Source organism: Streptomyces sp. NPDC093598 (genome assembly GCF_044764825.1).
GTDB lineage: Bacteria > Actinomycetota > Actinomycetes > Streptomycetales > Streptomycetaceae > Streptomyces.
The window spans coordinates 1,106,576-1,133,169 of sequence record NZ_JBIWIV010000001.1 but is presented as its reverse complement, the minus strand read 5'-3'; the positions used below and the strand labels follow the sequence as shown (position 1 = coordinate 1,133,169).

General features: G+C 63.6%; 25 protein-coding genes and 1 pseudogene. 13 read left to right on the top strand and 13 right to left on the bottom strand.

Annotated elements, in window-relative coordinates:
- The first annotated feature begins 151 nt into the window (after positions 1-151).
- Positions 152-844, top strand: coding sequence for a formylglycine-generating enzyme family protein (locus ACIRDU_RS05235; RefSeq protein WP_403574623.1), 693 nt, complete (start codon positions 152-154; stop codon positions 842-844).
- Between the two features lie 484 nt (positions 845-1,328).
- On the top strand, positions 1,329-1,508 hold the full coding sequence (locus ACIRDU_RS05230; protein ID WP_403574621.1) for a hypothetical protein: 180 nt from the start codon (positions 1,329-1,331) through the stop codon (positions 1,506-1,508).
- Positions 1,509-1,868: 360 nt separating this feature from the next.
- Here the strand turns inward: ACIRDU_RS05230 and ACIRDU_RS05225 are convergent, their stop codons facing one another.
- Positions 1,869-2,156, bottom strand: a complete 288-nt coding sequence (locus ACIRDU_RS05225; protein WP_403574618.1) for a DUF3303 family protein — start codon at positions 2,154-2,156, stop codon at positions 1,869-1,871.
- 456 nt (positions 2,157-2,612) lie between these two features.
- On the opposite strand from ACIRDU_RS05225, the gene ACIRDU_RS05220 reads away from it, so the two are divergent.
- The gene (locus ACIRDU_RS05220) at positions 2,613-2,936 is read left to right on the top strand and encodes a hypothetical protein (RefSeq protein ID WP_403574615.1); all 324 of its coding nucleotides are present in this window, start codon (positions 2,613-2,615) and stop codon (positions 2,934-2,936) included.
- Between the two features lie 43 nt (positions 2,937-2,979).
- On the opposite strand, the gene ACIRDU_RS05215 is transcribed toward ACIRDU_RS05220, so the two are convergent.
- Positions 2,980-3,465, bottom strand: coding sequence for an NUDIX domain-containing protein (locus tag ACIRDU_RS05215; RefSeq protein ID WP_403574613.1), 486 nt, complete (start codon positions 3,463-3,465; stop codon positions 2,980-2,982).
- Positions 3,466-3,484: 19 nt separating this feature from the next.
- Entirely contained in the window at positions 3,485-3,889 is a 405-nt protein-coding gene (locus ACIRDU_RS05210; protein ID WP_403574610.1) for a hypothetical protein, read from the bottom strand.
- Between ACIRDU_RS05210 and ACIRDU_RS05205 the strand changes: the two genes are divergently transcribed.
- The gene (locus ACIRDU_RS05205; protein WP_403574608.1) at positions 3,843-4,316 is read left to right on the top strand and encodes a tyrosine-type recombinase/integrase; all 474 of its coding nucleotides are present in this window, start codon (positions 3,843-3,845) and stop codon (positions 4,314-4,316) included. The two genes, ACIRDU_RS05210 and ACIRDU_RS05205, sit on opposite strands and share 47 nt — an antisense overlap.
- Before the next feature lie 488 nt (positions 4,317-4,804).
- Here the strand turns inward: ACIRDU_RS05205 and ACIRDU_RS05200 are convergent, their stop codons facing one another.
- Positions 4,805-5,560 carry a GntR family transcriptional regulator gene (locus ACIRDU_RS05200; RefSeq protein WP_403574605.1) on the bottom strand — a complete coding sequence of 252 codons (756 nt, stop codon included), beginning with the start codon at positions 5,558-5,560 and terminating at the stop codon, positions 4,805-4,807.
- 78 nt (positions 5,561-5,638) lie between these two features.
- On the opposite strand from ACIRDU_RS05200, the gene ACIRDU_RS05195 reads away from it, so the two are divergent.
- Together ACIRDU_RS05195 and ACIRDU_RS05190 are read left to right on the top strand one after the other, a co-directional pair.
- Positions 5,639-5,917 (top strand): hypothetical protein, encoded by a 279-nt coding sequence (locus ACIRDU_RS05195; RefSeq protein WP_030901140.1) that lies wholly within the window; start codon positions 5,639-5,641, stop codon positions 5,915-5,917.
- Between the two features lie 589 nt (positions 5,918-6,506).
- Positions 6,507-6,803, top strand: a complete 297-nt coding sequence (locus ACIRDU_RS05190; protein ID WP_403574602.1) for a hypothetical protein — start codon at positions 6,507-6,509, stop codon at positions 6,801-6,803.
- A gap of 1,012 nt (positions 6,804-7,815) precedes the next feature.
- Here ACIRDU_RS05190 and ACIRDU_RS05185 read toward each other — a convergent pair.
- From ACIRDU_RS05185 to ACIRDU_RS05175, 3 genes and pseudogenes are all read right to left on the bottom strand, one after another.
- Positions 7,816-8,022: a hypothetical protein gene (locus ACIRDU_RS05185; protein WP_403575180.1), complete on the bottom strand. Its 207-nt coding sequence runs from the start codon at positions 8,020-8,022 to the stop codon at positions 7,816-7,818.
- A 69-nt stretch (positions 8,023-8,091) separates the two neighbouring features.
- Positions 8,092-8,358, bottom strand: a pseudogene (locus ACIRDU_RS05180) (HNH endonuclease); the annotation flags it as partial.
- 257 nt (positions 8,359-8,615) lie between these two features.
- The gene (locus ACIRDU_RS05175) at positions 8,616-9,029 is read right to left on the bottom strand and encodes a hypothetical protein (protein WP_403574600.1); all 414 of its coding nucleotides are present in this window, start codon (positions 9,027-9,029) and stop codon (positions 8,616-8,618) included.
- A gap of 604 nt (positions 9,030-9,633) precedes the next feature.
- Between ACIRDU_RS05175 and ACIRDU_RS05170 the strand changes: the two genes are divergently transcribed.
- A complete protein-coding gene (locus tag ACIRDU_RS05170; protein ID WP_403574597.1) occupies positions 9,634-9,843 on the top strand; it encodes a hypothetical protein in 210 nt (69 codons plus the stop codon).
- A gap of 311 nt (positions 9,844-10,154) precedes the next feature.
- On the opposite strand, the gene ACIRDU_RS05165 is transcribed toward ACIRDU_RS05170, so the two are convergent.
- Positions 10,155-10,472: a hypothetical protein gene (locus ACIRDU_RS05165; protein ID WP_403574595.1), complete on the bottom strand. Its 318-nt coding sequence runs from the start codon at positions 10,470-10,472 to the stop codon at positions 10,155-10,157.
- Between the two features lie 1,723 nt (positions 10,473-12,195).
- Between ACIRDU_RS05165 and ACIRDU_RS05160 the strand changes: the two genes are divergently transcribed.
- Both ACIRDU_RS05160 and ACIRDU_RS05155 read left to right on the top strand, forming a co-directional pair.
- Positions 12,196-12,795, top strand: a complete 600-nt coding sequence (locus ACIRDU_RS05160) for a hypothetical protein (RefSeq protein WP_403574592.1) — start codon at positions 12,196-12,198, stop codon at positions 12,793-12,795.
- Positions 12,796-13,414: 619 nt separating this feature from the next.
- Positions 13,415-13,873 carry a hypothetical protein gene (locus tag ACIRDU_RS05155; protein ID WP_403574590.1) on the top strand — a complete coding sequence of 153 codons (459 nt, stop codon included), beginning with the start codon at positions 13,415-13,417 and terminating at the stop codon, positions 13,871-13,873.
- 121 nt (positions 13,874-13,994) lie between these two features.
- Here ACIRDU_RS05155 and ACIRDU_RS05150 read toward each other — a convergent pair whose 3' ends face one another.
- The 4 genes from ACIRDU_RS05150 to ACIRDU_RS05135 all read right to left on the bottom strand — a co-directional run bounded on the left by ACIRDU_RS05150 (position 13,995) and on the right by ACIRDU_RS05135 (position 21,266).
- Positions 13,995-15,101 carry an RNA-binding domain-containing protein gene (locus ACIRDU_RS05150; RefSeq protein ID WP_403574588.1) on the bottom strand — a complete coding sequence of 369 codons (1,107 nt, stop codon included), beginning with the start codon at positions 15,099-15,101 and terminating at the stop codon, positions 13,995-13,997.
- A 1,773-nt stretch (positions 15,102-16,874) separates the two neighbouring features.
- Positions 16,875-17,456 (bottom strand): hypothetical protein, encoded by a 582-nt coding sequence (locus ACIRDU_RS05145; protein WP_403574586.1) that lies wholly within the window; start codon positions 17,454-17,456, stop codon positions 16,875-16,877.
- A 1,702-nt stretch (positions 17,457-19,158) separates the two neighbouring features.
- On the bottom strand, positions 19,159-19,773 hold the full coding sequence (locus ACIRDU_RS05140) for a hypothetical protein (protein ID WP_403574584.1): 615 nt from the start codon (positions 19,771-19,773) through the stop codon (positions 19,159-19,161).
- The gene (locus ACIRDU_RS05135; protein WP_403574581.1) at positions 19,755-21,266 is read right to left on the bottom strand and encodes an RNA-directed DNA polymerase; all 1,512 of its coding nucleotides are present in this window, start codon (positions 21,264-21,266) and stop codon (positions 19,755-19,757) included. The genes ACIRDU_RS05140 and ACIRDU_RS05135 overlap by 19 nt, the downstream gene beginning before the upstream one ends.
- 600 nt (positions 21,267-21,866) lie before the next feature.
- Here ACIRDU_RS05135 and ACIRDU_RS05130 point away from each other — a divergent pair.
- A complete protein-coding gene (locus ACIRDU_RS05130) occupies positions 21,867-22,661 on the top strand; it encodes a GntR family transcriptional regulator (protein WP_403574579.1) in 795 nt (264 codons plus the stop codon).
- Here ACIRDU_RS05130 and ACIRDU_RS05125 read toward each other — a convergent pair.
- The gene (locus ACIRDU_RS05125) at positions 22,645-23,688 is read right to left on the bottom strand and encodes an XRE family transcriptional regulator (RefSeq protein WP_403575168.1); all 1,044 of its coding nucleotides are present in this window, start codon (positions 23,686-23,688) and stop codon (positions 22,645-22,647) included. The two genes, ACIRDU_RS05130 and ACIRDU_RS05125, sit on opposite strands and share 17 nt — an antisense overlap.
- Positions 23,689-24,110: 422 nt before the next feature.
- Here ACIRDU_RS05125 and ACIRDU_RS05120 point away from each other — a divergent pair, with 422 nt between their 5' ends.
- From ACIRDU_RS05120 to ACIRDU_RS05110, 3 genes are all read left to right on the top strand, one after another.
- Positions 24,111-24,464 carry a hypothetical protein gene (locus ACIRDU_RS05120; protein WP_356656522.1) on the top strand — a complete coding sequence of 118 codons (354 nt, stop codon included), beginning with the start codon at positions 24,111-24,113 and terminating at the stop codon, positions 24,462-24,464.
- Between the two features lie 2 nt (positions 24,465-24,466).
- Positions 24,467-25,822: an FtsK/SpoIIIE domain-containing protein gene (locus ACIRDU_RS05115; protein ID WP_403574575.1), complete on the top strand. Its 1,356-nt coding sequence runs from the start codon at positions 24,467-24,469 to the stop codon at positions 25,820-25,822.
- 82 nt (positions 25,823-25,904) lie between these two features.
- On the top strand, positions 25,905-26,585 hold the full coding sequence (locus ACIRDU_RS05110) for a DUF2637 domain-containing protein (RefSeq protein WP_403574572.1): 681 nt from the start codon (positions 25,905-25,907) through the stop codon (positions 26,583-26,585).
- Positions 26,586-26,594: the final 9 nt, after the last annotated feature.

Below are 26,594 nucleotides of genomic sequence, written 5' to 3'. Positions count from 1 at the left end.
GCGATGGGATCGGAGCCCGTCCTTCATCCGGAGTGCCTGGCTGCTAGCGTCCGGCACCATGTGGGCTCAAGAGATCGTGGCCGGCCGACCGGCTTGGCGGCACACGCCCTCCGGAGTGGTCTTCCGGGCCATCCCCGGTGGGACGTTCCGGATGGGCTTGTCCGACGAAGAACTGGAGGCCGTTCGTGCCATCGAGCGGGCCGACGACGCCGATGACGATCTCGAATCGTTCTTCGCTGGTGCTGTCCGGGCCCGGCCGGTGCGAGAAGTGCGGGTCGAGCCATTCCTGATTGCCCGGCATCCCCTTACGGTGGCGCAAGTACGGCACTGGCTGCCTGAGTACGAGGACAGCTTTGCCGACTCGGCCTCGAGCACGGCCCGGTTCGAGGACGACTTGGATGACCTGCTGGAGACGTTGCCCTTCCGGCTGCCCAGCGAGGCGGAGTGGGAATATGCGGCCCGGGCGGGCACGACCACTCTGACCTTCCGCGGGGACGCGAGACCGGACGAGGACCAGGTGCTGGACGACTTCGCCGACGAGGAGCGCACTGCCGCGGCTGAGAATGCCTTCGGGCTGGCGGCGATGGGGTCGGCAAATGAAATCTGCGCTGACGTGTGGATCCCGCATTTCACGGACGCGCCGGTGGACGCGCGCCCCCGCACCGGGGACGGACCGCAGGTGGTGCGCGGAGGGGCCGGCGACCTCTATCCGTGGCAGGGCTGCGACGAGTGGCTGCTGTTGCTCTCCGCCACCCGCGACGAGTTCCAAGACTTCACCGCGGTTCGTCCGGTTGCACCTGTGCCAAACAGTCAGGGGCATACCGAGCGCAGAGGCAACGCATAGAGAGGACGCGCGCCGCGGGAGATTCGTATCCCTACTCTCCGAGCATTGCGTCTGCCTGGACCCTCAGCTTGGGAAGCTCAGGTGTTCGGAGACCGGTAACAGCCGGACAGCCCCGGAGCCCGCCCTCGATCATCAAGAGGGCGTCCGGGGTTTCACCATGCCGTCTAACATGTGCCCTGACCAGCAAAAAACCCTCCCAAACGGGAGGGCGGAGACTTGCGCCCCCGGCAGGACTCGAACCTGCGGCCAAGCGCTTAGAAGATGCGGGCAGGGCCTGGTATGCCGGTCGGACCGTCCTGCGCCGCCGCCGTGCCTGGCCGCTGAGTGCCGCTGCCGTCCGCTGTCGTTGCCGTCACTGCCGTCGGCTGTAACGCCGTCCGAGCACCCGCTCCTCCTGCCGTGGCAAGCCGTCGGTAGCGTGCAGCAGAGTATTGGCGCGGGAGCGGGGAAGGGGTTAGAGCGGGAGGGAGGACAGGAGACAACTGTGACCGTCCTCGCGATCTTTCTATTCATCATAGGGACGCTCCTGATCTTCATTGGGACGCTTCTGATCGCCGTCGGGGCTACCGTGATCATCATGGGGATGGCCCTGATCGCCGTGGGCGCGTTCTTGCTGATTCGGAGGCTTCTCGACCGTGATCGAACGCGATCTCACTCATGGTGAACCTGAGGGCGGCCCCCTCAGTGCAGCCACAACTGATCACGAGCGGCCGTGACCTGCGGCCGCCTTATCGATCAACGCCCTGACCTGCTGCTGAGCTGTCGGTAGCTGTCGACGTTGGTCATCGTTGAGCGCCCTTCCACGGCCCGAGGACGGCCCGGGAGGTTACTCACAGGCCGGTGTACTGATCGGCCCTTCCGCTGACCAGCGGCGCTGACGAAGCCCACGGCTCCCACCAGGTCGGATGCCGTGGGCTTCTGTCGTTGTTGATTGGCGTCGGGTGTCCTCGGACGGCCCAGAGGCGGCCCAGACTCTGCGCCCGGCCGCCGCCAGTCTGGAAGGGACGGACTCTTCGTCCCGAAGCTACTTAAGGGCAGCAAGGCCCCTCTGCAATTCGTCGAGGTTCATGACCGGCTCAAATGTGACTTCCGCGCCCATCTCCTGGAAGAACGGGTCGGCGATGGAGGGCAGCTCTGAGCTGTCCTGCATGTCGAATACGAGAATCATGGAACGCCCGCCCTCAGGAGTGAAGTAGGCGGCCTCCGGCTTCAGCCGCTCGATGGCTGACTTCACCGAGTCGGGCATCACTCCGCCCTTCGTCACCTGATTCGACATCTGGGTGTCCATGCGGGCCTTCATCATCATCCGCATCGCACGCTCTCCTAGCGCACCGCGACCTGCGTGGTTCCGTCCGCGCTCGCTGGGATCCGGTGCATCCAGCTCAGTTCACTTCGTTGATCACCGTCCGCAACAATTACTACGCTCCACGTGATGCCATGGGGCGAGTGATCATGGCCCCTTATGCTTCCGGCGAGTCGGGCAGCCTGTGGACCTGCCCGTTGCAGCACGACGTTGGGGCCATGATCTTAGAGGCTCGCCCCATGGTGGCTGCCTGAAGCCGTGAAGCCGACCGCCCCAGCCACAGAGGGTGTTGCCCGCTTTCATACCCGCAGCGCGAGCGCGCCGCCGGGCGCGGCCAGCCGGGGCGGAGACAGGAGGCAGGCCGCGCCGCAGAGGCGGCGCGCGCCCGCGCCGTGCGCGGGCACTTGAACCAGTAGGGAAAGTCTTACCGCGCCATGCCGCCAGTCTCATAGAGTCTGGTGTCCCATGAGTTATCACCGCGTCTACGGCACCAGCACACACACTGTTAGCGACGTGGTCGAGCTCGTCACTGCCTGCCTGGGGCTGACCTTCGCTGAGCGCGAGAGTGACTACCGGGGGGTCTACCACCTCGCCGACGGCGGTGGTGTGCGGATCGAGATTCAGCCCAACAAGATCCCCGGGGACGACGGGGAAGAGGATCTCTACGACCTAGAGCACCCGGCGGTCCAAGTCCTCGTGCTGACCACCACGTGGGGCCCCGACCCCACATTGCAGGCCTGCTTGGATTCCATCGAGGAGCTCATGCTTCTGAGCCACGAGTCAGTGTGAGGACTTCTCGCGACTCGGCAGCGGTCGGACCATGTCCTGGGTATCAAGCAGCTCGGTTCTCCGGCTTCTGGCCGTGTTCCAAGTACACCGGTGCAGAGCCTGTCTTGGCCTCAGCCGCTGCAATGACGCGTCGGGCCAAGCGGGGGATGGTGTGCTCCGAGATCTGCTCGGGGGTGAAGAAGGCGAGGCTCTTGAGCTCGTCGGGCTGCAAGGAGATGCTGGCCAGGTCGTCCTGGCTGAGCTGGCCGCCGTCGAACAGGTACAGCACCTTGTCGCCCTCGGCCTCGTTCGGCGCCCAGTCGACCGCGAGCAGGCGTCCAACAGGTGGTGTGATGCCCAGCTCCTCCTGGACCTCGCGCACGGCAGCGTGCAGAGGGGACTCGCCGGTCTCGACGTATCCGCCGGGGATCTCCCAGTAGTCCTTGTACGTGGGCTCCACCATGAGGACCCGCCCAGCGGCATCAAAGAAAAGCGCACCCGCTGCCATCCGAGGATGCGCCATCCTCGCTTCCTGTTCAGTCGGCGCCATGCAGCCGAGGGTACCCAGCTCAGATGACATGCAGCCTGTTGGCCAGGTCCGCCAGACTGCGGCTCGGCCGGCATCGCTGGTTCCGGACCCACGTGAGCACCAGCTCGCGCGCGAGGTAGTGGCTTCGCACCTGCTCGGGTGCCCAGCTCTCCGCTTCGAGGATCTTCGTCAGTGCGTCGTCCATGCGGTTATGGGCGCTGAGGGCTCGGGCCATTTCGAGGTTGTGCCGAGTCAGCGGTGTGAGCTGACGGTAGTTCATCAGGGCCGAACGAAGCGCCGGCACCGTGCGGGTACCGCTGTCAGCCGTCCACTCCAACAGGGTGGGTTCGGCGAGCAGGTCGCCCAGGGTCACGTCGAGTGCATCGGCAAGCGATTTGATGACCGAGAGCCGATCCAGCTCGATCCGGTTGTTCCAGCGGGTCAATGGAGAGCCGACCCTGACCGCACCCAAGACGCGTTGCTCGGAGCGGCCCGTACCGCTCCCGGCCGTGTGCGGGGACGCTCTCCGCCGGCACCGCGCGCGCCAGGCCGAAGAGCGAGAGGCGGCGGGGGAGCAGCGGCAGGAAACCGGCCTGGTCTTCACCACCGGGCGGGGGACGCCGATCGAGCCCCGGAACCTGAATCGGCACTTCTACCCCGTCCGCGAGCAGCTGGGCCTGGAGGTGCGCTTTCATGACCTCCGGCACACCTGCGTGACCTTGCTGCTCGGTCTCGGGATCCCGCCTCACATCGTCCGTGACATCGTCGGGCACAGCGCGCTGGACGTGACCATGAACATCTACGCGCACGCCGACATGACGGAGAAGCGGGCCGCTCTGGACAAGCTGGGAGACCTGCTGTCCGGCGAGTGACGCGGCCGTTGCCGTCAGCGTTGCCGTCAGAGACGCGAAACGCCCTGGAGGGGATGACCCCTCTGGGGCGTTTTTGCTGGTGAGGATAGGCGCCCCCGGCAGGACTCGAACCTGCGGCCAAGCGCTTAGAAGGCGCCTTGTGTATCGAGTGACTCGCCACTGTTGACCTGCATACTTGTGCGGCCCGCAGCGCGTTCGCCCGTGAACTCGACACGCATTCGACACGCGGTCTTGTGCTGTTTGATCTCAGTGGAAGAGGTTCGGCACCGTGCAGGCCTCGAGAGGTTCGTCCGGCCTGTCTGCCCAGCCCCACCACAGATGCCGATCGCTACACCTCCACAGGGAGCGGCACGCCCGCCGACCGTCGTCCACCCGTTCGGAGAGCACGAGTCCGCCGGACGTCATGGGCTGGCCGCACTCGGGGCAGGCCGGGACCTCGTTGGGCATGCGGCGTACTCCAGTGACTCCGGCTCGGTCTCGACTGTTGGCTAACGGTTGATCGGGATCTCGTAGACGATCTCGCAATGCGCGGCGGGCACCACGATGTCCGCCGTCTCCACGGGCCGCCCGTCGTCGCTGTAGTACGTCCGCCGGATGTGCGTCACGAGAGCTGCCTTCTGGATGCCGAGCAGTGACGCCTCTTCGGCGGTCGCCTGCCTCGGCTCCGGTTGCTCTACGGCGTGGCTGACGTTGACGCCGATCGCTGCCATGCGGTTCACGACTCCCGCCCCGGCGTGGGGCCCTCCCTCGGGGAGGACGACGAGTGTTCCGGCGGTGAGGTCGTACGGCTCCCAACTCGTCGACAACTGCACCGGCCTGCCGTCGGCAAGGAACTCGTACGTGGTTCGGACGCAGAGGTCGCCCTCGGTGAGGCCGAGCCGCGCTGCGATGTCTGCCGGTGCCGGCACCTTGGCCTCGGTCCGGCTTTCCCAATCCCCTTGTCTGCCCAGGGCCTTCATGTCTGCCCGGAAGGGCGATCCGCTGGGCTGCTCCCGGGCTGATGACCGGACGACCCGGACCCGCTGTCGGGGCTCGGCGACGTACGTGCCCGAACCTGCCCGTCCCTCAAGCACACCTTGGGAAATCAGCAGCTCCTGCGCGCGGCGGACCACGTTCTCGCCCACACCGCACTCCTGGCCGATCTGGGCGCGGGAGGGCAGGCGGTCCCCGGGCTCCCATGCGTGTTCCGCGATCCGCCGCCGGAGTTCGTCGGCGATGCGGAGGTAGGGCGGCTGCTCAGGCATATGGAAAATCTAGTCCACTAGCTCTAATCTAGTTAACTAGCTTCACTCAAAGTGATCGTCGGTGACGGAGGCTGCCCTGTGCCCGCTTCGGGAGTTCGCGCGGCAGCCATCGCTGCCCGGCTGTCCGACCTCGGACTTCCCGCGCGCGTGGAGGAACACGACCGGCACACGTCGGTCGAAGCGGCAGTGCCGGAATCTCTCTCCGCCGACTTATGGCGGGAGGTCCTGGAAGCCGTGGCCGAGGCCGATCGATTTGGGCTGCTCGCCACCAGCCTGAACGACCGCACCCTCTGGGCGGTCGTACGCAAAGCGGTCCCCGCGACGGGCGATGTCGGGGGACCGAGCCATCAGCGATAGGAGCTGACCAGCATGCTCAACCGTATCCGTCGCGCCGTTGCTCTCGCCAGAGCGCGACATGCACCCAAGGGCAGGCACCGCCGCACTTTAAGGCCCTCGCGGCCACCGATCGACCCGGTGTCCCCGGCATCCGTTGACGAGCCGACAGTCGCCCTCGCGCAGGCCGTCGACGAGCCGAGCCATCGGCACTTGCTCAGGGGCGAGGACAGCGAACTCGTCCGTCCGTACGTGCTGGCGCGAGAAGACCGCACCCGACGGCGCCCGACGGTCGTCATTGCTCCTTACCTGTCGACCGACGTCTGGTCGAATCCCCTGGGGGTTCAGTGACGTCCTCGCGGCGGCAGACTCTCGGCCCCGACATCTCAGCTACCTCGTACCGCTCGGCTGCTTGCCAGATCGGCACGCACCAGGCCTGCGCGGAGTCCACTCCGGATTTGGCGCCGGTCGACCTCCCCTTGATCTACGAGGCTTGCGGCTGCCTGTGCCACGCGGCTGACCAATGTCAGCCCGGAGGCGACGCAGCGGGGAGCTCGACATCCAGCGGCACGCCGACGCCCAGCATCGAGGCTACCGAGGGGCGAGCATAGGGATGACGGCAGAGGACGAACTGAGGCTCCTCCCATGGGTGGGGCCGGACGGCAAGCCGTGCTATCTGAGCACGGGTGACCAAGGGGGCTACGTGTCCCGCCTGGCGGACCACATCGAGGCGTACCAGCTTGGGATGGCGTCCCAACTGCTTGAGCATGCACGTCAGGTACTCGACGACGACACCGAAGACCTGGAGGAGTTGAACCTTCTCGCCGCCCAGTTGACCAGCGCATTGCGGGACGTGCTGCGCGTAGCGACCAGCCGCGGACGCAGGCCGGTCGCGCCTGGGCATCGTTGAGGGGGCTGAGCTGCAGCCGTGTGTAGTGCGGCAGGGGGCCTCGGAGACGGTCCGGGGCCCCCTGTTTCATCGGGCGGGCCCTTGGCAGGCTCGCATTGGGGCTGAACTTGGTGACCACCGCTTTAGGAGTTCGATCTACCCCTGGCCCAGATGGCGCCTGCCTTGTGCATCGGTGCCACACGTGGCTGGTGTGTGTCGCCGCCGTCCGGGGTCGTTGATCTCAGCGTTGGATGTCAGCGGAACAGCTCCGGCACCGGGCAGGATCCCGAGCGCAAACACACAACTAGCGTCTTAGGCTTGTCAACCCTGCCGGGACATGCCATGAGTTGGCGCGGCTGCCCTTCACCCACCGTCCGGTACCTAGGAGAACTGCGGCCCGGCAGGTCAGAGGCTCACCGGGACGGGAGGCGCGGATCGTGTCGATGATCTGCCACATTGGCAAGAGCCATGTCTTCGCCTCGCCAGGCTCCAGACGGCAGACGCTCCCCTGCATCGTGAAGTCGACTGCTCGAACGCGAGATGGCGCACCGCCCCAGTAGGAGCGACGTCTGTCGGATATGCATGGCACGCGTACGCTCACAGGTCCACGCCCCGTGTTGCGTACGACCACACTGAATGCGTCGTGCACGTACGATTCGAACTCTGCGCCCTGGACGCGCTGAAGGTCCGTTGTAGTGCGATCGACAACCTCCGAGACGATGGAGGGGACAGGATCCCCATCGTCATGGATCGCGATCGACAGTTCGCAGCGCACCCGGGCGCCGCTCAAGAAGTGGCTAGCAACTTGCCAACTGAGTGACACCGTAGACACGGCCAAGCTGAGAGCGGCGACAGCGAATGCCCCGAACGTGTCGGTCATTCGAGGATGATACGAGCGTCGGGGTCGAGACGGGCGACGTTTTACCCGGTTCGTGTCACCTCGCGGAGGCATCGTCCGGTGCAGCCGCCTTCACCGTGATTCCCCGCTCGATCTGGTGCGCTTGTGGTGCGGATTTCACCTCGGCGGGACCCATCAGCTGTAGTGATCAACCAGAGCACGCAGCGCCCCCAAAACCTCCTTCCTCTGGGAAGGAGTAAGGTTGCGCAGATTCGCTTCAAACCGATCGACAAGAGCCTTCATCTTGGCAGCGGCCCGCTCCTGATGGGGGAGTGCCGCTGCCAGCACCTCACTTTGCGCATCGCTAACTAGCTTCGTCAGTCCGGCGTCCGTGTAGTGCATGATGTCGGGGTACGGCGGATCGTCCCACCCTCTGGGAGGACCGTAGTGCCGACGCTCCAAGCTCTTCTTCCATTGCTCAGGAGTGCGGTCCTTCTTGCTTGCATTGCAGGAGCGGCAAGCAGGAACAAGATTGGTGATGTCGTCGGCGCCTCCCAGGTCAAGAGGCTCGACGTGGTCGACTACCTCAGCGCGAACTCCCATGCTTCCGCAGTAGGTGCAATATCCACCGCCAGCCGACAGCACGGCTTCGCGCAGCCAGGAGGGAAGAGGGCGTCGTGGGGTTTGAAGACGTAGCAGCACTCGGCCAGGCTGACGGAGCCCAGGTCGTCCGTACATGAGTTTGTTGGACTGTGTCTAATGCGCCACTCATGCGTGATAAGTGACGACGAGGGCCAGATTGAGCTGACTCCCGACTTTCGGCGTTAGGTGCCGCGCTGGTCACCGAGGGGCCTCGCTTGTTGAGGCGAGGGGGGGCAGGCAGGTTCGAGCTGGGCACACGGCACAGGAGGCCTCTTGCAACTTTGGCTTCTCTGCTGGTCAGAGGGCCGTATATGGGCGTGGACGTGTCTCCCGTCCACGTATAGTCCGCACTCCTATTCCTCGATCCAGTCCTCCGACACAGCCCGGATGAAGGTTGTCAGGTCATCTTCTTGAGCCGGGATGCGCGCCGGATGGCGTGCTGCGGAGACGGTGTCGTAGCGCTCCACGAGCCCCTGAAGCCTGCCCTCCTGAGGGGCGTGGCTGATCTGAGCCAGATGCACCTTCCCGGCTATCCATGTGCCCCCGGCCGGCACCTTGAGGTTTGAGCCGGCCGACTTCGAGTCGGCGACGAACGTACCCAAGACCTGCTCGGTGCGCACCTCACCCGTGTCGAGCAGGTGCGCCAACGCCTTCTGGGCGGTGCTGGCCGCGATGCCGAACTCTGCGCTCAGATCGACAATGCCCGAAACGCGGCTGCCCGGCGGATAGGTCCCGTCGGCGATCCGCTTGCTGATGACCTCGGCCACCTGACGCCGGGACACCTGCTGGTCAGGATGCCGAGGGGTCCAATGCCCGGGTTAGCGTTCGGGTGTACACGTACGACGCCACCACCAAGGAGATGCGCAAGGTCAGAGCGCGCGAGTGGTCGGTCGGCCAGATGCCGAACCAATCACTGATCGACGACCGGTGGCCGCTCTGAGAGTGCCACCGCCGCCAAGGGAACGGCCCCCCCCCGACCGCACGTTGACCTGACCACCACACGCGTCCAACCCGCCAGGATTGGGGCCTAGTTGTATCTTCCCCATCGCCTACGCGCCTGCGCTAAACTGAAAGAGTTCAAGGGCCGCGATGGCCTTTGATTCCCATGGGGGATGTTCAGCGCGATGCTGACTCCCCCTGCTGACGCACTCGTAGGTTTGCGGAGCCTCTCTCACGGCTCGACGCACGCCAAGCCGCAACGAGAAGACGACGGCAGGGCACCACGGCTACAACAGGGCTGACACTTGTCGGCCTGCCCGAGAACATTTGCGCGTTCGTGCGTCAGCGCAGGTGTCTCGGTCCGAACCGTAGGGTTCGGATCGAGGCTGCCTGCGCACCCGATCCGACCCATGACAGGGAAGGTAAGGATCGGTGGACGGCACCGCCATCATCATCATTCTCGCCATCGCTGGCGTGGCTTCCGTGCTGCTCTTCGCCCTGAAGGGTCTGCTGGACCAGGTCCCGGACGTTCTGCATTCCGCCACCAGGGCGCGGGATGCGTGGGACACCTTCAGGAGGGCCGATGCGCAACCCCCGGCGCTCCCGGCGGACAAGGAGGAACAGCCGCCCACTGCCGCGTAGGCCGTCATCTTGCCCCGCCTCACTCCAGGAGGCGGGGCAAGGCAATTTCAGCAGCACAGCTGGCAAAATCCTTGCACTGGGGCGCAGTTCGGGCTAGTGCGCTATTCTCGCTGAAGTGCCCGCAGTGGAGCTGCGAACTCTCGTGGGCGCTACGCAAGATCATCTTTATGGTCAACCTCTGTGATCCGCATCGGATATGCGGGGCGTTCCAGAGGGCGGCAGTCCGTCAGGGCTGAGCGCCTTGTGTCAGCAAGGCTGCATCACCTCAGCTCATCCGACGTCGGGTTGCCATGACCTTAGTTGATCTTGTTTTACAGATACGACTTGATCGACGGCTGGGCGAAAGCCTGGCCGACTGAGACACCCGGCGATACGTCGGCCGCGGGGCTTCTCAGTTCGAGCCACTTCACCGTGGCCGAGCTGACGAATGCCCTGCGCATGAGCCACGGCTCGGTCACCTGCCCCCGAAAGGTACCGAACCGTTGGACGCGGCCGTGACGCTCGCCATCCTCGCCTTCTTCGGCGTGCTGTCGATCTTCCTCTTCGCCCTTCGTGGCTTCCTCGATCAGCTCCCCGATGTGTTCGCCTCTGCAGGACGTGCCAGAGACGCTTGGCGTGCCCTGAAGCAAGCTCGCAGTGAGGAGGCACAACGCGAGGAACCGCCCGCCCTCCCACCCTCAGTGCACCAGGAGGAGCAGCCGCCTGCCGCCGCATAGGCCTTGCGGGCTTCCGTGGGGTATCGGAGCGCACGAGGCCCCGCCCCGGGGCACCGGGTCTGGCGGGCACACGAGAGGCCACGGGCGATATTTCCCGTGGCCTCGTGCCCTCTGACCGGGCGATTCAGGAGCGTTGCGCCCGGAAAGAGGGCCCTGGACGAACATCGGCTTAGGAAGCTTGGGTTACTCACGGGTGGTTGCTGGACTGACCTGCGGCGGAGTGGCTAGGGGACCTGACTGGTCGGCGACCTGGTCCCCGCCCTTCCCCGTGGTCCCCGCACGATCTGGCACGGTTCTGGCACAGCTCTTCGTTCCCCTAACGCCTCGATGCGGATGCACAGTCGACCGTATGTCAGTGCTCGTTGCCACGATGTGCCTGTGACGAAGAGATCTAAGACCGATCACGTCGGAGCGACAGCGGAACTTAAGGAGGCCGGCTGCGAACCGATCGAGCCCTACCCGGGCCGCACGTCGTTGCCATGGCGGGTCCGGTGTCTCAACAAGCGATGCCCCGGCCATGAGACACCGTTTCACGTGTACCTTAGCTATATCCGTAATCCGGTGTATGGGGGCGCTGGATGCGGTCACTGCCGCAACAATCGGCGAGCGAATGAGCGCCGTGCGGACATGATCACCCGCGGCCGTGTGCTGCCAACGGAGATAATCCACGAGGTGAGGCAGCCCGTCCGCGCTTGGTGCCTCCGCTGCTGGAACGTCGTCAGTCCACGCTTGGACAACATACGTTCAGGCCAGGGAAGTTGCGAGCACTGCGGCGGTAAGGCTCGATTCCCCGACGAGAAGGCGCGCCAGACAGCGCGTGCATGGGGCTATGAGCCTGACCCGGGGATCCCGTACACGAACGATACGACCAGGTGGCCGGGCCGGTGCTCGGCTATGGGTCACTACTGCGACCCGTCCCTGAACGCCCGTTTCAGTGGCGGTCCATGTGCGGCATGTGCCAACCATGGGTTCAAACCTGACCGGTCGGCGCTGCTCTACTTGGTGATCAAGTCGACTCTCGCGGCCGCCAAGGTCGGTATCTGTGAGCACTCACCCATGAACAGCCGGCTCTACGAGCACGGCCGCAATGGGTGGACTGTGCTGAACACGATGAGCTTCCGGCTTGGGCGTGATGCTCGGGCTGTTGAGCGCATCACGGTCGAGTCGTGGCGTGCTCGTGGTTGGCCTCCGGTATTGGATAACGGCCTTGCCTATGACGGCTACACGGAGACGGTCTCTCTGCGGGTTACCTCACCTGCAGAGATCTGGGCTGTGGTGTGTTCGGCGGGGGCCGCTACTGCCAAACCGTCGGAACTCCTCATATGAGCACCGCCTTAGGAGTTCGATCCGTGCCTGTTCCGGCTACAGCCGTCGACTGGTGCGACGGCCGAACGAAGTCGCTGAGGTATGCCCTTGTCCGGCGCTGTTGATGTCAGCCGTGGATGTCAGAAGCGTTCTGCTCGATGGCTCCACGCGGATCGGCCAGGGGGCATACCGGTCGCGCGATGGCACCAAAAGGACGGAACCGGACGTGAAAGGTTGCTGGGGGTGAGGTTCTTGCCTGTCGTACAGCTGTCGCCACCTATTGGGCTCCGTGTGAGGCATGATCCAGCGCAACTACGGCTGAGGAGGCTTCGTGGATGCTGGAGATCTCGCTACGTGGGTGGGTTCCTCCTTCGCCGCCATAGCGGCTGGGGCCACGATCTGGACGTTGAAGAGCCAGCGGGACCAGATCGACGAGCAGCGTCGGTTCATTGCTGAGCAGTCGGCCACGCTGGCACTGGAACGTGCCGAGCTTCGGGCTGCTGCTCGCGACCGCAAGATTGCGCAAGCTCGCCAAGTAGAGATGAAAGTCGAGCTTACGGTACAGAGCGGAGCCCCGGCAGACGCAAACGGTGAGCCCATCCCCGACACCTTCAAGATCGAGGTGCGCAACCTAAGTGCCGAACCCATTCACGAGGTCACAGTCCGATTCGGGGACCAGGAAGCAGAGGAGGCCTCGGCAGCTGTAGAGGTCGAATTGCTTCGCAGGGGCTTGACCGTCGTCTCAGACGGGCCACGGCTGAACGTGCCCGTCCCACTAGTCGGAGCCGGGCGTATCTACCTTTTCATGTCCGGCCCCATGCTTGCCGAGGTCGATCGCCACCGTCCGGCCCTTCACTTCACAGACAACGCCGGCGTCCGGTGGCGGCTAGACGAGTACGGCGACCTGCGGGACTTCGCGCACCCTGGCTAGTTGCGCATCAGCCCGGGTGGCGAGGCCACCGGCCGTGTGTCCATGTGCCAGCGCTCTCAGCTTGGGAAGCTTGGGTCTTCTACGGGCGATTGCTGGGCTGACCTGTGGCGGAGCGGCTGCGACATCTGACTGACCGGCGACCTGGGCCCTGCCATTCCCCGTGGTTCCCCGCACGACCTGGCACGGTTCTGGCACGGGTCCCTTCGTCTGGGTCAGCGGAGCGGTCACTGAGGTGCCCAGGGCTAACCAATCCTGATACAAGCACAGCGATCTTACGAAGCAATCATCTATCGCTAGGCCCGATGGCAGACTGCCCAGCATGCCTGAAACCTCACGCGCCACCCTTAAGAACTGGTTGCTCATAGCCGTAGCGGACCTCGGAGGCTCTGCCCCACGTGCAGAGGTGCATCGACATGTAGCGGACAAGTTCGGCCACCAGTTCACTGCCGAAGACCACTTGCCTCGGGTGGGGAGACACGGAGAGGAGGCGTGGAGGAACAACCTTGACTCCCTGTATCACCTGTTGAAAAGACAAGGGCTCATGATGCCATCATCTCGGGGAGAGAGATGGCGGATATCACCGCAAGGATCAATAGTTGCTGCATCGCAACTCGATCCTGTGGACCAGGCGAAGCTGCTAAACGATTTTCGCCCCAAAGATTCAGGTGAATATATTGCAAGGCTGGCGGGTCGAGAGCTGATCAAAAAGCGAGAACATGAAGATCTATTGCGTTCCTATGGGCAAGAAATGGCGAGGATGCGTTGGCGACCCTCGACCAGGGTTCATCCACGAGATCTAGAACTCGTCCGCGACGCGCATACTTGGCTGGTTGAAGTCAAAGTGGTATATAAAGGGAATGGGACTGAAGCCGCTAGGGCGGCACTCGCTCAACTTCTTGAGTACCGCCACTTCTTCTATCCCGCAGGAAATAAGCCCGGCATGCTGGCGCTATTCAGTGAAGAGATAGGGAGAGCGCATGTTTCCCTGCTGGGCGAGCTAGGGATACGTGTTGTATGGAGAACGCAAACTGGCTGGGACGGCGACAAGGGCGCGCAGTCTGCCGAGCTGGTACCGTGACCTCGGTGATTCTCTTGGCCACACACGGCTCCGCCTTGGCTCCAGGACGGTGCCTCTGGTCCTGTCGTTCTCGGGAAGCGCACGACCTCCTGTCCAGTCGCCGCGCGCGCCAACGTGTTTCTTAGTGTGTCGTGTTCCAGCCGAGGGATAGGTACCTTGCCAGCTCGTCGGCGCTCAGCCAGTGAGTTCCGTCAGCGTCCCTGATCGGGCATTTGACGGCTGTCGGATCTCGCTTGCTGGACAGAATGAATGGTTTGAGCGCGTCAGGCTGTTGCGGGATGTAAATGCCCAGCACGCCTGTTTCGGAATCAATAGAGCACCATTCAATTTCGAGGCCGCGGATGTACGGCTTGATTCGACTGCGTAGGATTTTTCGATATTGATCTCTATTGGTCTCTGTAACCAGGAGTGGGGTGATGGTTTCGATGATCTCGCCATCCTGCTTAGCTACTGTTGAAAAACCAATGACTAGCAGGCCCCCTTGCAGATTGGCGAACGAAGCCACATCTTTACACAACTCCTCATCAGCTGCGTAGTTCCCCAGCTTGTATGGCTGACTCTTGACGTCAAGCCACTTGCACTCTTTGCGTCCTAGCAGTGCTTCGGGATTGCCGCAGACAATTGCCGAGTATGCGTGAGACAAAGCAAATCGATTGTCTGCTGCGGGCGAAGGTGCAGTTGGGGCGAGCTTAGCCCGCCAACGCTTAATGGCCAGAGTTAGGGAATCGCCCGACAACTCTGGCGCGAAGAGAGCCGCGAAGGAAGAATCTAGAGAATACCTGGGGCGCGGTGAGGTCGGGGGTAAAGCCGCGGTTAACAAAGCCCCGGTCGTTAGTAGTGCTTTAACTGGCTCCGCGCGCAGGTACTCGCGTGAGTTGGGCTTGTACCAGGGTGTGCCACGTGGGAAGCCAGCTTGGTCACACAGCCGTCTGACTGCGGTCTCGCCCCCTGCCCCTGTCACTGCCTCGTAGTAGGCCAGGCGGTCCGTCTCGCTGCGTCGAGCCGCAATCGAGTCGCTCATCGTTGTGACTGCCACGATGTTGATCGGCCGCACTCCATCGACCGAACCGACATAAAGGGCAACGAAGACCAAAGCCGCGGCTCCCGGACTGGCGCCGTGTGGTGCGCCGGCAGCGGTGGCAGGGAAGATCAGAGACAGGCGCTGCAAATACTCTTCCTGGGAGGGCAAGAGCGCAAGCAGTCCCTCTTCTTCTGATGTCTCAAGCATGCTTGACCCTACTGCCGACGGGCGTCAGATGACGCGGACTTTAGCTCCAACTCCCTGCGGAGCAACGGCCGAGGTCCAGTTCGCGCAAGTCCTGACCACCGCACTAGGAGTTCGATCCGCGTCTGATCCCACTGCTGCTGTCGACTACTGGGACGGCCGGACGGGGCTGCTGGTGTACACCTCCGTCCGGCCTCGTTGATGTCAGCCGTGGATGTCAGATGCAGGGTTGATCAGCGAGGGCCGTACGGGTTGCGCTAGAAGCCACGAGTGGAGTGGCCGCTGTGGCTGCAGTACTTCATCGCTGTACAGCAATGACCTACGAGGACGGTGACGAGCAGGCCGCACCTTACGCAGGCTGGTCACCCGTGCACCTAGGCATGGGCCAACGGTCGCAGCTCAAGTACCGACCTGGTCACTACCCTCCGAGGGCCGCGGCAGACCGCCAGCGGCGTGTTCGGACTGCCTGGTCTGTCGGCGCTGACGACTGCGGCGGCGCACCCAACCTCCAGCAGCCACAAGGCCGGTAGCTACGAGTGACCCAACCGCTTCACTCGCAGCGCTCTGGCCGATGGTTTCCCAGGGAAGCGTGTTTACCCACATTCCTGCCGTCCTTCCGAAGCCAAGTCCATGACCTTCAGCCTGCGTTGGCCCTGGACAGCACGGACACGGGTGGACGGGAGGCGGTATCGTCGGACAACATCGGACGGAATAGGACTGGGGGCGGGCAGCCTTGGCGATCTTGAAGCGGCCAGATCTGCCAGAGGGACCGAAGAAGGATCTCAACGCTGCGCTGCATGACCTCCACTTGCGAGCAGGGCTACCGTCGGTGCGCGACCTAGAGGTTCGGATCGGCGGCCGAGGCATCGCTGGTAGGAGCCGGATCCATGACGCATTTTCGAGCGGCCGCCTACCCGCCTGGGGGCTGCTGCAAGTGCTGGTGTTGGCGCTAGCGCAGACGGTCCCTGGTTCGGACGCGGCTGCTGAAGAGGGTCGCATTTATCAGTTTTGGCTGGCTGCGTCGGGTTCCACAACCTCTCAGGAGTCCGGAAAGCAGCCTACGCGTGATTCTCGCGAGACTTCCCTGGTTTCAGCAGAACAATCCAGGATCTCCATCCTTGCCATGCGAGTTGAGTGGACAGACCCAGCTGCTCTAGAAGTCGAGACACGGAGGAAGCTGCGAGCGTGGGTTGGCAAGGCGCTCGACGATATCGGATGGCCCAGTACCGGAGAGCATCGAAGGAATGACAGTGCCGGCTCAACGATCATCTTGAAGAGCCTGATCGAAAGTCCGAATCTAACAGTCAGCACCTTCTTGTCTGCTCTGGACACTGAAATGGAATACTTGCGATTTGCGACTCCAGCTCACTCTGCGGGCTCGACGAAACTGAGATTTGTCGCCTCCAGCGATCCGGCTGCGACCGGCCCTGAGGCGTCGATTTGGCATTTGAATGCGCTTTTGTCGGATGAGTTTGAAGAGTTTTGGTCTAGCTCAATGGGGCCTGTCCCTGCAATGGTGTACGGTATTGATATAAAACAGGGTCGATTGCCAGGCGACTGGACGCAGTGCGCCAGTCATGTCAGTTTCGAAGGGGTTCAGCGCACTCTGCCATTTCTCGAGAGGAGAAATTCTGACGACCCTTGGTCTGCACCTTTTTAAGACCAGGGACCTAGATGCGGTCGGGGTGGTCAGGCGCGACGGCAAGGGCGCAGAACGGTCAGGGCGAGTGCGTTTCTTTATGATCTGAACCAGTACCGCGAGTTGCAAGAAGTTCCCTAGGCGCAGCCATCTCCTTCAAGGGCCGCTAACTCGCGCTCGAGGTTCGAAGAAATCTTCTTTAGGATGGAAGGTGAATAGGCGACGATTTCACTGAACGCGGAGTCGGTGGAGATCCTCTCGCCTAGGCCACCGTGATAATGATTGATGTACTTGGCGACGATCTCTCGCTCTTCATTAGGGAGGGCCCGAAACGGGTCACGAGCTAGATAGTCGTGAGCGCTTGACAGGTGGATGAATCTACAGCCGAACTCGTAGACGTTTCGGGTCCAACCGCTGAGGGATTGAGCTAGGTCAACCATGTCGCGGTCTGTGACCGGCTTCATCTTTCCGTTGTCGGTCGGGATTCTCCAACGGTTGCCAGAGATGGATGAAGCTATAAGGTCAGCACGGAGTGCGCTCGGCTGCCTGAGTAGATAGATGACTCGGACCATTGAGTCGAGTTCTTGCCGCAAGATGCCGATTGCGATTGACGCCCAGCCTCGCTCTGCGGCTACTGCCATAGCTTCCTGGTGTTCGCGCGAACGCTCCCGAATCTGGCGGCAAAAGACTTTGAGATCTTCGTTTGCTGCTGTCCCCATGCTGTGATGGTACTCATGGTCACTGTGCCGAAGCACGATAGTTGTCACCGGTACAGCCGATTGACCTGGCCACTTTCGTTGAGTGAAGCAGGCGGGTTGTCACTTGAGAGGCGGCCTACTTGTCACCACTGACAGAAGGGGCACCCGAAGGCCACCCGCTTCCCGCCTGCTGTGAGAGCGCCCGATAGGCACCCACCATCGCGGTGGCTGCGCCATTGGCCGACCAGGTTGCACCGACGAGGCGATGAGGACCCGCTCGGCCGGCCTGGTCCATCACGGTCGGAACGAGAGAGGCGACGTTGTGGCCATTCGTAATCATGGTCGGCAGAAATTCCTCGCTCAGGTTCCCGAAGACCTGCGCCTCCCCCGAGCCGTCTGGGCAGAGATGGGCTACCACACACGATTCACCGACGGTCCCTTCTGCCCTGGCCGATGACTCGCGGCTGGTCGTGGCAACTGCCTCCCGGAGACGCTCTGGCGACGGAACCGACGCCAGCAGGCCCTCAATGCCTCGCGTTGAGAATCCAGAACTGCCGGGCTGTACCCCGTCACAATGCACCGCGGTCCTCGGGGCCGCACGCGGGTCCAGAAGAGCCTGTCAGCTGGGCTTGCCAACTGTGGTCCGTTTGGGCGTTCAAAATTCGAGATCACATAGACGTTGGGCTTTCCCCTCTCGTAGGTGATCATGGTGAAGGTGTGACACCTATGCCGTATGGGAACTTGACGCAGCCAAACGGTCGCTTCCTCAACCAGCCGATCGACAACCTGGTCTGGACTGCGCTGACCGGGGTTGTGTGTCAAGACGTCTGCCAACCACGCAGCCGTGTCGTGGGGGCCGTATCGCGCCACGCCCGTGTAACAGACCAGCCCCGACCAGCCCATGTACTGCAACACGACTTGCTTCTGCGTCGTCTCGCTCACCGCGGTCCCCGAGCTCGTGAGGCGGAAGTCCGAGCTCTGCGTCATGAGCCAGCGAGCGGCGACGGTGATGTTCAGCGTCATCCTGCTCCTCCCATCGGCCGTCATTCCACAGTGTGCGTCAGGTCTCGAAGGTCAGCATGAGCCGGGGCAGCTATGGAAAGTCTGGCGACAGATAGCGCGCCTATGTGACAACTATCGCGCTTCGGCTCAGTCACCCTGGCGCTTCGCATGATTTCCTAATCAACTAGAATTGAAATGGCATGACCTCTACGTCCGTCAGTCAGCCGTTGAAGGCCGCTGATGGTCGCCTGCGGTCACGGTGGTTGCTGTACCTCGCTGCTGTGCCGCAGCACCCAATTGCGACCGCTTCGTCTGCCCTGAACGTGGGCCAGTACGTAACCAGGGGTTGGGTTTACTGGATCGCCAACAACGGGTCGACTGGCGCGCCACGGTCGGAAGCAGGGTAGGGCGGGTGACCCTCGCGGCGGGGGTGTCGCTCCCCTGCACCCCCGAGTGCCGGCGTCGCCTGGATACCGTCCTGGCGCTATCGCCCTCGCCGCAACACATGTCGCGAAGCGGTGGGTTTACCGCAGGAAGAAGAGCGGCAAGGCCAGCATGATGGTATTTCGCGGCGTGGGATCTAGTAAGCCAAGATGCCGGGTGTTTGAGCGACTACCCGCGCGTATGTATGCACTGGGCAGAGGAAGGGCTCCTCAGAGCCGCATACCTCGGCGGCTGTCGCCCACGCAGGGCCGTCAAATTATCACTGTCCCGCATGACCCTACACTCGGGTAAGCGCATCTATTTCCTGAATGAAGGCGCATATCGATCGCGCCTCCTTTCTGACTGCTCCTCGAGCAGCCACAATCTGATTGCCCTCTACCCCGTACCCTATCTCTTGCAGCACCCTCCTAGTTTTGTCGAATTGCTGCCTATTCTTTTTCTGGCGCTCAGTGAAGTAACCTCCACCGTGCGCAGAGGCGTTCCTTACCTCAATCAGTGTTTGCATTCGCGGCCAGCCGGCCGCCTCGCGCAAATCAATAGAGCACCAATCTCGAAATGCATTCAATGCGTTCTCCCAAGTTGAGTCCAACGCATTCTTGTTTTTCTCATAGAGCTGGGACAGCATTGGGCTATCAGTGCTCTTGACGTGGGATTCCACTCTCTCTCGAATCCTGCCGAAGGTAAAGCTCTCCGCTTGTGTGACCATCCTGGCCAGATACGAGAGACACTGTGAGCTTTCAGGCGTGGAGAGGTGGTCTTCAGCACTTATGTTCGCCGAGGAAACGCGATCCCTCTCATCTATAGCGCGAGCTACTGATTCCCAATCGGCACAAACGTGCATTACGGACCGACAGGCCCTTTCGGCGGATTCGCTTATTTCGAGGGAATACACGTGGCACCCCATTCCCCTGCGAGCTTGTCTAGTTTTGAGGTGGGCCTGAGTCGGGCTCGCTGCTTTTCGTCAATACCCTGCACGCCGGCCAACGCAGCCGCAGCGTAGGGCGCTGCTAGATACCCGCTCGACTCCTGTACTGATGCCCATTCGGATTGGCTAAGGGAGGTGTTCACGGCAAGGGAGAGGCACGCTTGACCTCGGACTACCTCTGAGCGATCGTGCAGAAGGCCTTTGAGGAAGTTGCGCAACTCGATCGAGTCAGCTACGACTCGGCTAATGGACCATTCCGTCGACTGCAGAGACCAAGCCAACCAGAGCTGTTGCCATCGATTTAGTATGCCGGATTCCAAGATCTGCACACAGGCACTCGCCGCAGCATCTGGCGAGGCCACCCCTAGGTTGTGGATATATCGAAATACTGCAGGTGTTAGCTGGGGTTCGCGAAGCAGGACGTCATACAGATATGGGAGGCCGGAGGCTTCTTCGAAAGTCTCCAACACGTTGAGCGAAGTGCGAATGAGCTTATGGCGCTGCAGGAGGCCGCTGTGCTCAATCACCGCATCCGGGATTTCATCCCGCCACTCACGGAGCAGGGTCTCGGCAGCTTCTACGTAGACCTCGTCAATTCCTGGCTCACGCTGATATTCCTCATAAGGACTCCAGTACATAAGGCTATTCTGGGCCGATGTTCTTGCTTCTTCCTCCTTCTCTTTGTCTTCGTTTGCCAGCTGCTTATAGCGTTCGATCGAGAGGAGGTGAGTCTTCCAGTCGTTGAGGCAAAGGCCCATATGCCGCGACTCCTCGTGGATGATGTCGAGTGCCGCGATGCTTTCCTGTCTTGATCTGGCAGTTATGCGGAAGTCATCCGCATACCTCCATACTTTGAGGCCCTTTCTGTTTAGACTGCGATGCAGGTTATCGACGAGAATCTCAGACAGAACCTTACTGGGCTCGCTCATCTGCGGAATCCCGACGCTGCGATTCTGAATTGCACGCCAGAAGTCACAAAGAATGGACGCAATTTCGCTACGCCCAGTGCGTGCCACAATTTCATCTCTCATCAACTCGTGATCGATGGAAGAATAGTAGTTTGCTATATCCGTTTTGATCACGAATCTGGCTGAAGTGTCTTCCGTGGGGCCCAGTTCGAATTCCTCATACGCTTCTGGTGATCTGTCCGTAGGTGGTAGGTCCTCCTTGAGCAGATTAACGACGGACCGGTAGAACGTGCGCTCATGAATCGGCATGATGTGTACAGGGCGACGCCCATTTCGCCACTTAATGGCGGTGATCAGGTCTGCGCGGGGTGTTATCGTCCCAGATTTCGTCAGCCCCTCTAGGTAATCCGCATACTTCGCCAGATCTGTGCCCTCGCTTGACAGGGCCAGATCAATTACTTGCTTGGGGGTGAGATCGGGCTGCCATTCGATTTCTTCCTTGAGTGCCTGCTCGAAATTTAGCTGGCTCAAAGTGTGGTGCGATATTCTCATTTGCGCTTCTGCTCTCCATGGACCCCTGACGTGACGTCAGTAATCTAGCTGCCATCCTGCCTCTAGCGAGAGGGTTCTGCGACACGAGCGCGAGGTCGGTGGAGCGGCTTTGGGGTGGCGCTGCTTTGGCGCGAGTGATCATGGCCCCGTAAGCTTCCGGCGCGTCGGGCAGTCTGTGGACCTGCCCGGTTAAGCACGACGTTGGGGCCATGATCTTCGAGGCTCGCGCCAAAGTGGCTCCGTAAAGCCGTGGAGCCGACCGCCCCAGCCACGACGTACCCCTTCTCTGGCATCAGGCGGCTGATTGCTGTGCGCGCGGCACGGGCGCCGGCCGGGCTGGAGCGGGGCGGAGACAGGAGCGCAGGCCCGGCCGGGGGCCGGGCCGCGCGCGGTGAGCGAAGCGAGCCGCCTTGATGAAGTAGGGAAAGTTCTACCGCACTCTTGGCTGCTGATCTTGTCCGGTCCCGGGAGATGCTTGACGCCGCTTGCCTCGGCTTGGCTGCTGATCGTCGACGTGGTCAGTGCCTACTCTTGAGAGTGGGCTCCGGGCTACGCTTGTGCCGGCCGACATAAGAGGACGACAGGGAGCGTGCTGACCGGATGGGACCCAAGTCGGAGCGGGTCTACCGCACGATTCGCGAGTGGATCGCGACGGGACAGTACCCGCCAGGTTCCAAGCTTCCCTCTGAGCGGACCTTGTCGGAAGAGCTGGCCATCGGCCGGACTGCACTACGGCAGGTGCTCGCCAAGCTCGTTGCGGAGAGTGTGATCGAGGTGCACGGCCGCAGCTCCTACCGGGTGCCCGATCGGTCTGTGACGACGCAGGCGCCGGCTGATGTCGAACCGTGGCAGATCCATGGCGAGCGGACTCTGTATGACAACCGCTGGGTGAAGCTCAGCCTCGTCGACGTCGAACCGCCAGGGGTCGAGCGCTTCGAGCATCACGTTGTGAAACTTCATCACGTGGCCATCGCGGCCGTCATCGACGACCAAGACCGTGTCCTGATGATGTGGCGCTACCGCTTCGTGCCCGACTCGTTCGGGTGGGAGCTCCCGGGCGGCATCGTCGGCGAGGGGGAAGACTCGTTGCAGACGGCGCTGCGTGAGGTCGAGGAGGAGACTGGTTGGCGGCCGGGCTCCTTGGAGCACGTGGTCACGTATCAACCCATGGTGGGCATGGTCGACTCACCGCACGACATATTTGTGGGCAAGGGCGCCAAGCTCGTTGGTGAGCCGTCCGATTTGGAGGAGGCCGGGCACATCGCCTGGGTGCCGCTCGCCGACATTCCTGGTCTCATGGCGCGGGGTGAACTAATGGGCTCCGGCACGCTCGTGGCCCTGCTCCATGTCCTCTCCGCACGAGGTGCTGGAGCTCCGCCTACAAACGCTGCGTGAGCTGTTCGACTCGACGCCGTTGGCGCACGGACCCGGTGCGGTTCGCTATCAGGCGGGCCTGGCGAAGGTGCTTGTGCGCCTGGTCGTACTCGCCGCGGGCTATGTGTGCCTGGGCCAGGTCGCAGCGCATACCTGCGGAGGCCCGTATGAACGTCGGGTCGGCGGTGTCCAGAGCGGTGTAGAGGCTTTCTACCGCTTCTTCGTCCCCGATCAGGGCCAGCGCGTTACCCCGCCATCTGGCGAGGTGCCCGCCGTTGAGAAAGATGCTCAGCATGTCGGGGTCACGGGCTTCGTCACCCGAGGGCAGGGAGCGCGCCGCGCTCTTCAGTGCGCGCTTGCAGTCGTCGGGCATACCCGCTCGGGCGCATATCTCGGCTTCTGCGGCGTACAGCCAGGCTGTAAGGCGGGGGGACATGGCCTTTCCGCCGAGTCGCTGGGCCTCGTGGATGAGCTGCACTGCCATGGGTGCGCGTCCGGCGTCGCAGAGGACGTAGGCCTGCTCGGCTGTGGCGTGTGCCAGGTACATCGGCTCTTCGGCTTCTTGGGCGGCTCGCTTGCCCAACTCGTAGTGCTGCCAGGCTCGCTCGATGGCTCCGACGTCAAGTGCTTGCCAGGCGGCCAGCGTCGCTGCTCCAGCCAAGGCGCGTGCGACGGGACGCCGTGTCTCGGGCAGGACGGCGAAGGTGAGAGCGTCCTCAAGCGTCGCAAGGTGGGCCGTCATCTGGTCGACCAGGCTTGCTGCACCCATCTGCCGGTCTACGGTCCTGAGCAGTTCCGTTTGATCCATGAACGTGCTCACCATGGTCACGCTGATGCTGCGAGCCGCGTCGATACGGCCCATCAGTTCGTCGTACCCGTCGGTCGTGGCGGCAGGCACCAGCAACTCTGTCCTGCCCGCCAGCTCGTCGTCCGTGATGCCGAGCAGCGCTCGCAGTATCTTCGCGTAGCGGGCTGAGATGGAGCGCCGGCCGTTCTCCCACTCCGAGACGTACACGCGCAGGCTGGCTGTTGATGCGACGTCGAGCATGTGTTGTCGCGCATAGCGCTCGATCTCCCGAACAAGCCGCTCTTGCGACCACTCCCGTGCGCTCCTTGCTGTCTTGAGTCCGTTCGTCACGTGGCGCCGCCCTGCCTGGGTTACAGAGACCTCATTGCAGCATGCCTGAGATCACCGCAGGTCGGCAGGGGTTAACGCGTCAGGTGTTAACCCCTGTTGGCTACCGGGGCGTTGGCGGAGACGGTTCCCTAGAACCATCGCAGCAAGGCGAGTTGAGATGCCGAAGCAGCGACAGCGCTTGACATCTGGTGCGCACCAGATGCAGCCTGCTGGTGCGCACCAGTTGGGGCGCACTCCCCGCAGCTTTGCTGCATCCATCTGTCAATGCACGAGAGCGGCGACCCACCGCCAAGCAAGTACGCCGCTCCCGCCCCTCGCAAGGGAGTTCCATCATGCGTCAGATTCCCGTTGAGACGTCCGGCGCCACCGTGATGGTCGCCAAGGCCCCGCAGCCCAAGGTCCGTGACCGCCGGACCGGCGAGATCGCGCTCGACGCCGACGGCGTCAAGCTGATGACCGTGGACGTGATGTTCGCGGCCAACGACGAAGTCGAGATCCTGTCCGTCACCGTCCCGGAGCCCGGTATCTCCAGCGACCTGGCCATGGGCACGCCGGTGGCCCTGACGGGTCTGATCGCCCGGCCGTGGGAGAACGAGTTCAACGGCCAGAAGCGCCACGGGATCGCCTTCCGCGCGGTCGCCGTCACCTCCCTGGCCGCCACCGGCTCGGCCTCTGAGGCGGCATGATCATGACCTGGTTCATGGTCGCTGTGGTTGTGGTCGTCGCCGCTGCGGGTCTCCTGCGGTGGCGGCGCCCCGCCTGGTACTGGCTGACCTTCGGGGTCTTCGTCGCCACGGTGCGGGTCCTGGTCCGCTACGCCTCGGTCATGGACGCCTGCGGCCTGACGGTTCCGCCCTCGCGCTGGCGGCTGGCTCTGGCCCGGGTGGCCAACCGGCCGGTACCGGACTCCCGTATCCCGCGCATCCTGCGGCTGCGGCCCACCCGCACCGGCTTGGTCCTGCGTCTCAAGCTCCGACCGGGACAGGACGCCTTCGACGTCTCTGCCGCGACGGACCGGTTGCGGCATTCCTTCGGGATGTACGGCGTGACCTCCCGTGAGGTGCGCTCCGGTGTCGTTGAGGTGCGGATGACCGGCTACGACGTGCTCAAGCAGGTGCAGATGCCCGCGAAGACCGACACACGCCCGATGCGGGTTCCGGTCGCGCTGCGGGAGGATGGCTCGGTGCACTACCGCGACTACCGCGCCGTCCCCCACGGCCTGACCCTCGGGGCGACGGAGTCCGGCAAGTCCGTCTACCAGCGCAACCTGGTCGCCGGGCTCGCCCCGATGGACGTCGCCCTGGTCGGCATCGACTGCAAGCAAGGCGTCGAGCTGTTCCCGCTCGCGCACCGGTTCTCTGCCCTCGCCGACAACCCCGACACTGCCCTGGAATTGCTGGAAGCCCTGGTGTCCCACATGGAGGAGGTCTATCAACTGATCCGGGCCGAGCAGCGCATCAGTGTCACGGTGCCGGATGCGGAGATCGCCGCCGACATCTGGGACCTGCCCGACGACATTCGCCCCGTCCCGGTCGTGGTCCTGGTCGACGAGGTCGCCGAACTCGCCCTGTTCGCCAGCAAGGAGGAGGAGAAGCGCCGGGACCGGATCATCACCGCCCTGGTCCGTCTCGCCCAGCTCGGCCGCGCGGCCGGCATCTACCTGGAGATCTGCGGGCAGCGCTTCGGCTCCGAACTCGGCAAGGGCATCACCATGCTCCGCGCCCAGCTCACCGGCCGCACCGCCCACCGCGTCAACGACGAGACCTCCGCCAACATGGCCTTCGGCGACATCTCCCCGGACGCCGTCCTGGCCGCCATCCAGATCCCCGCCGAGACACGCGGCATCGCGATCGCCGGTGACTCCACCGGCGGCTGGCACCGCATCCGCGCCCCGCACACCTCGCTGCGCCACGCCGTGAACCTCTGCAACAAGTACGCCGACCGCACCCCCGACGTGCCCGCCCTGGCGCCGTTCCGGCCCGCGGCCGCCGCGCTGCCCTCGGCCCGGGTGCCGCTGTCCAAGACAGCCCCCGCCACCGCCTGACCCCCCCTGCTCCACCGGTCGGCGCGACCGCTTCGCGCCAGGTCCCTACCCCTCCCATGCCTCACGACAGGAAGGAGCCGTGATGACTCGCCCCGCTCTCCGCGTCGACGCCGTCCTGGTCCAGGCCGTCATCGCCGGGGCGCTGTCCTTCGCCCACCTCCACGACCTTGCCGCCGCTGCCGGACAGGACGGCTGGAAGGCCTGGGCCTACCCGATCTCGGTGGACCTGCTCCTGGTCGCTGCCTGGCGGCGGCTGCGCTCCGACGGGCCGTCCCGGCTGGCCTGGTGCTGGTTCGTGATCGCCCTGGTCGCCTCGCTCGGCGCCAACGTCGCCACCGCCGGACTCCTCGACCTCGACCACGTCCCGGCCTGGCTGCGCATCCTCGTCGCCGCCTGGCCCGCCCTGGCCTTCATGGGCGGCACCCTGCTGGCCCACTCCGCCACAGACCCGGTGCCGGATCCGCCGGCACCCGCAGGCCCGGTCACCGAGCCGCACCCTGAGCCGGTTACCGAGACCGAACCAGAGCGTGAGCCCGAGCTGGCCCCGGCGGTCGACGGCACTCCGGCACTTCCGGCTGCCGAGCCCGCCCCGCCCGTGCCCGCTACTGCTGTGCCGGTCCCGGCCGCGCTGGTCGACCACGCCCGCAAGGTCGCCGACGACCACCACGCCCGTACAGGTACGCCGATCGACACCGACACCCTGCGCGCGCGACTCGGCGTCCCGCCCCAGCTGGCCGAAGCCATCGCCGCCCAACTCGCCTGACACCGACGG